The organism is Rhodococcus sp. EPR-147 (assembly GCF_001647185.1).
GTDB lineage: Bacteria > Actinomycetota > Actinomycetes > Mycobacteriales > Mycobacteriaceae > Rhodococcoides.
Genome location: NZ_LVCU01000446.1, coordinates 1 through 5,134, shown reverse-complemented (window position 1 = coordinate 5,134; position 5,134 = coordinate 1). Strand labels below are relative to the sequence as shown.

Below are 5,134 nucleotides of genomic sequence, written 5' to 3'. Positions count from 1 at the left end.
GAGATCTATGCCGCGGCTCTCGAACGCAGTCGAGGTGCCGGTGTGGTGGCCCTGCACATCTCCCGGGGACTGTCGAGCACGTGGGAGGCAGCACGCCAGGCCGCAGATCACGTGGGCTCGGCCGTCCGAGTCGTCGATTCCGCCTCGGCGGGCATGGGACTGGGCTTCGCGGTGCTTGCTGCGGCAGCCACTGCCGCCGGGGGAGCAGAACTGGACGAGGTGTACCGCGACGCCGTCGCCGCGTCGACGACCTCGCGATGCTTCATCGTCGTCGATCGACTGGACCACCTGCGACGTGGAGGCAGAATCGGTGCCGCCGCGGCGTTGCTGGGCACTGCGCTGGCCATGAAGCCGGTACTGCACATCAGCGACGGCAAACTCGTGTTGAAGGAGAAGGCGCGGACCTCGTCCAAGGCATTGAACAAGCTGGTCGACGCAGCCGTCGCTGCCGCGACCGAGGTCGGTGACGAATCGGGGGTTGCGCTCGCGGTGCACCACATGCAGTGCCCGGAGCGAGCCGAGGACGTAGCCGCGATGCTGGCCTCCCGAATTCCGCACTCGACCAGCATCGACGTCTACCCCTTCGGTGCCGTTCTCGGTGCTCACGTCGGCCCCGGCGCGGTCGGTGTCGTCGTGGCTCCGGGACGCCGATAACCGGGCCCGGCCCTCGGTTCATCCACAGCCTCCGGGTTGTACACAGGGCAATCGGCGACCAGTAATCACCGGGGAGTGAACCGATCGCGGGCACTAGCGTCCTCGAGCATGGGCGGCAACGACGATCGGGCACACACGGTGGCGCGATTGCACTCCGTGCGCAGACAACACGATTCCGACCGCGATCGCCTCGCGCCCGAGGAGCCGCGAGCTGACGCCGGATCCACCGACCCGGATTGGCTGCTGCCGCAAGCGGAACGATCAGGCACCCCGTGGTCGGCCTTGCTGCCGTCGCGATGGCGATCCGCCCGCGTCGACCCCGGGAAACCGGGGGCGGTGGCGATGGCGGCGGCCGGAGTCTTCGTCGTGCTGGTGGCGGGATTCGCGGTGCTTCGAGACACGCCGACTCCGGCACCTGCGCCGCCGCTCGCCGTGGTCGCGACCGGCACGGCTGATGCCGACGGCACGGTGGATGCCGACGACGTGGTCGATCCAGTGCCGAGCGCCGACGCCGAACTCGTGGTGAGCGTCGTCGGGCTCGTGACGAGCCCCGGATTGGTTCGGCTGCAACCGGGTTCGCGAGTCGCCGACGCGCTGGCTGCGGCAGGCGGCGCAGTGGAGGGTGCCGACCTGCTAGCGCTGAACATGGCCGCGCGAGTCGCCGACGGTGATCAGATCGTCGTCGGAGCAGTGCCGCCGGATGCCCCTCCACCGGTCAGCAGTACGACTTCCGGGATCGGCACACCGGCAGACGGTAGTAGCGGCGCACCGGTCGGTGGCGGAGGTTCCACGCCCGGCGGGACGGTGGACCTCAACGCCGCGACCGTCGCAGAGCTGGACGCGTTGCCCGGGGTCGGGCCGGTCACCGCGACTTCGATCGTCGGTTGGCGAGAGACCAACGGCCGCTTCGCAACCGTGGATCAGCTGTCCGAGGTGGACGGGATCGGGCCCGGCCGACTGGCGAAGATCCGAGACCTGGTGCACGTCGGATGAACACCGATACCGCGTCGACCGGTGCGGAGCAGACCGAGGATCGTCAGCCATTCGATGTGCGACTGGTCCCGGCCGCTGCGGTGTGCTGGTCGATCACCGCGATCGGAATTCTCGGAGGCCCGGGTGCTGCTCTCGCTGCTACCGCGTCGGCGGTTGCGGTGGTGCTGCTCGTCGCAGTATCCCTGCACCGGTTGTCGATTCGGCGCGCCTTGCCTGGTTCGAGTCGGTTCGGTGCGGCCGCGGTGATCGGGCTGGCGCTGTGCTTCGGGGGAGCGATCTGGCTTCAGATGAGTTCGTTGGCCGAACATCCTGTCGCTGCGGCGGCGGAGAACCGAGCGTGGGTCACCGCGTCGGTGCGGTTGGAGGAGGACCCACGCCGGCTGTTGTCGGCGGGGCCCTCGATGGTGATGGTGAACGCCGAGATGACTCGCGTGGACGTCGGCGGTGAGGCTCTGTACGTCGGTGGGCGGGTGTCGATCATCGCCCCGGAGTCGAGTTGGTCGGCACTGCTGCCGGGCCAGGAGGTCACCGTGCGGGGCCGGCTCGGCGTGCCGATCAGACCGGACATGAGTGTGGCCGTCATCCGCACGTCGGGTGCGCCCGTCACAGTGACCGAGCCCGGGGCGATCTCCGCTACCGCGGGCACGTTCCGGTCGAATCTGGCAGCGGTAGCGCAGAATTCGATGCCACCGGATCGTGCAGGTCTGTTACCCGGGCTCGTGGTCGGAGACGTCTCGCGGCTGGACGAGACGGTGGCCGAGAACTTCCGGGCGGCAGGCCTGACGCATTTGACGGCTGTGTCCGGCGCAAATTTTTCCATCGTGATCGGCGCGGTTCTGTTGGTGTTGCGGGGTATCGGAATCGGGCCCCGTGCGACGGTCGCGGTGGCGTTCGTCGTGCTCGTTGCGTTCGTGATCGTGGCCAGGCCGTCGCCGAGTGTGTTGCGTGCCGCAATCATGGGGTCGATCGGCCTGCTGGCCCTCGTCACCGGCAGACGACGGCAGGCGGTACCGGCGCTGTGCGGAGCCGTGTTGGGTTTGCTCGCGTGGTGGCCGAGATTGGCGGTGGATGTCGGATTCGTGCTGTCGGTGTTCGCCACCGCAGGGCTCGTGCTCGTCGCGCCGATCTGGGTCGATTGGCTTCGGGCGCGCGGCTGGCCCAGAGCGGCAGCGGAGGTGGTGGCCGTAGCCGCGGCGGCGCACGCGGTGACGGCACCGGTGGTTGCGGCCATGGCCGGAACGTTCAGCGTGGTGGGAGTGGCGGCGAATGTGTTGGTGGCACCTGTCGTCGCTCCGATCACGGTGGTGGGGATCGTCACAGCGGTGATCGCTGCCGTCAGCGGCTCGCTGGCGGAACTGGTCGCGCAGCTGGCGTCCGCTCCGCTGTGGTGGTTGATCACGGTGGCGGAGCGGGCCGCGTCGGTGCCGGGCGCGGGCATCGTCGTCCCCGACGGCGTCGAGGGTGCAGCACTGGCGGCGTTCTCGACGGTCGCGGTGCTGACGGCGTTGCGTTTGACCGTGTTTCGTTGGCTGGCCGCGGCGGTGGCGATAACGGCCTTGGCGATGTGGACGGCACACGTTCTGTGGTGATCGCTCGGACGAAGCGGATGCCGAGTGTGTCGGCCGCGCATGGCACGATCATGGTCGTGACTTCGAGTGTGGCTCCTCTGCATCTGGTTCTCGGCGACGAGGAACTTCTGATGGATCGCGCGGTAGCCGCGATCGTGGCTCAGGTGCGTGCGAGTGCTGCGATACCGGGGGAGGACCTGCCGGTCACGCGGTTGCGCACCGGCGATGCCAGCGCTCCCGAGCTCGCCGAACTGCTCAGTCCCTCGCTGTTCGCCGAGGACCGTGTTCTCGTGCTCGAGGCCGCCGCCGAGGCAGGCAAGGACGCCGCCGCGCTGGTGCTCGACGCGGCTACCGATCCGCCCGACGGTGCTGTGGTGGTGGTCATGCACTCCGGCGGCGGCCGGGCCAAGGCGATGGTCGGAGCGCTGCAGAAATGCGGCGCACAGGTGCACGAGTGCGCCAAGCTCACCAAGCCCGCCGAACGCATCGACTTCGTGCGCGGAGAGTTCCGTACCGCCGATGTCCGGGTGAGCGGCGACGTGATCGAGGCGGTGGTCGAGTCCGTCGGCAACGAACTTCGCGAATTGGCTTCGGCCTGTTCGCAGTTGGTCTCCGATACCGGGGGCAAGGTCGACCTCGCCGCGGTGCGTCGGTACTACTCCGGCAAGGCCGAGGTCTCCGGATTCGACGTCGCGGACAAAGCGGTGATCGGTGACCGAGCCGGCGCTCTGGAGGCTCTGCGCTGGGCGATGCACCGGGGCGTGGCGCACGTGCTGCTCGCCGACGCGTTGGCCGATGCCGTCCGCACCATTGCGCTGGTGGGTTCGGCGGGTCGCGGCGACCCGTTCCGAATGGCAGGGGAGCTGGGGATGCCGCCGTGGAAGATCAAGAAGGCGCAGGGTCAGGCGCGCGGCTGGAACGGTCGATCCATCGCCCAGGCGCTGCGCGTGGTGGCGCAGCTCAATGCAGACGTCAAAGGTCAAGCAGCGGACGCGGACTACGCGGTGGAGAAAGCGGTGGCCGAGGTCGCATCACTGGGTGGGTAGCGTCGGCAGAGAGCACGGAAAAAGCCCGCTGCATCCTGGTCGGATGCGGCGGGCTCGATCGAGCTCAGTGATGAATCAGAGCTTGTTGACTGCGAGAGCCAGTGCCGACTTCTTGTTGGCGGCCTGGTTCTTGTGGATGACGCCCTTGCTGGCGGCCTTGTCGAGCTTGCGGCCTGCATCGAGAAGAATCTCGGAAGCCTTGTCCTTGTCGCCCGCAGCCTGTGCCTCGCGGAACGAGCGGATGACGGTACGAAGCGAGGACTTCACCGACTGGTTGCGCAGGCGTGCACGCTCGTTGGTGAGAATCCGCTTCTTCTGGGACTTGATATTGGCCACGCGTAAAATCCTTGTCGTCTTCGTCGGTATTCCGGTCAGGGCGATCCATGATGGAATGCCCGAAGTCTGCTGCTGAGCTTTGGAGCCCTGCGCCGAAGATCGAGAATACCAGTACGGTCGGCCAGAACCCAATCCGGAGTGGGGTGACGATGCGTTTCAAGAAATTAACGCTTCTACCGCGCCTAACTCCTGTCTCTGTAGCAACATGGCCAGAATGAGTCCGCGATCGGCAACGCATGCCGCCACCAAGGCCAAAGCGACCAGAACCAAGACAGCGGATCGCGTCGAACCCGAGCTCGACGGGGTGTTCGGGGGATACTCCGACGTCGGTAAGTACAGTCTCGCCTTCGACGAGATGTTCGACGCGGACGGGCGCACCCGAACTCCGTACAAGGGCATCCATACTGCACTCGCCCCGGCGAACGCAGTGGACCTGGACGCGAGATCCGACGCGCTGGGACGCGCCTTCATCGACCAGGGCATCACGTTCTCCCTGTCGGGCCAGGAACGCCCGTTCCCGCTCGACCAGGTTCCCCG

General features: G+C 67.5%; 5 protein-coding genes and 1 pseudogene. 5 read left to right on the top strand and 1 reads right to left on the bottom strand.

Going from position 1 to position 5,134, the window contains the following annotated elements; genetic code table 11:
* From A2J02_RS19480 to holA, 4 genes are all read left to right on the top strand, one after another.
* A partial coding sequence (locus tag A2J02_RS19480; RefSeq protein WP_068052397.1) for a DegV family protein occupies positions 1-654 on the top strand: 654 nt, incomplete at its 5' end.
* A 108-nt stretch (positions 655-762) separates the two neighbouring features.
* Positions 763-1,647 (top strand): ComEA family DNA-binding protein, encoded by an 885-nt coding sequence (locus A2J02_RS19475; protein ID WP_082898923.1) that lies wholly within the window; start codon positions 763-765, stop codon positions 1,645-1,647.
* Positions 1,644-3,236, top strand: coding sequence for a ComEC/Rec2 family competence protein (locus tag A2J02_RS19470; RefSeq protein ID WP_068052395.1), 1,593 nt, complete (start codon positions 1,644-1,646; stop codon positions 3,234-3,236). The genes A2J02_RS19475 and A2J02_RS19470 overlap by 4 nt, the downstream gene beginning before the upstream one ends.
* A gap of 50 nt (positions 3,237-3,286) precedes the next feature.
* Positions 3,287-4,261, top strand: a complete 975-nt coding sequence (gene holA, locus A2J02_RS19465) for a DNA polymerase III subunit delta (protein ID WP_231893918.1) — start codon at positions 3,287-3,289, stop codon at positions 4,259-4,261.
* A 75-nt stretch (positions 4,262-4,336) separates the two neighbouring features.
* Here holA and rpsT read toward each other — a convergent pair whose 3' ends face one another.
* On the bottom strand, positions 4,337-4,597 hold the full coding sequence (gene rpsT / locus A2J02_RS19460) for a 30S ribosomal protein S20 (RefSeq protein ID WP_027497522.1): 261 nt from the start codon (positions 4,595-4,597) through the stop codon (positions 4,337-4,339).
* 214 nt (positions 4,598-4,811) lie between these two features.
* Here rpsT and A2J02_RS19455 point away from each other — a divergent pair.
* A pseudogene (locus tag A2J02_RS19455) lies at positions 4,812-5,134 on the top strand (circularly permuted type 2 ATP-grasp protein); the annotation flags it as partial.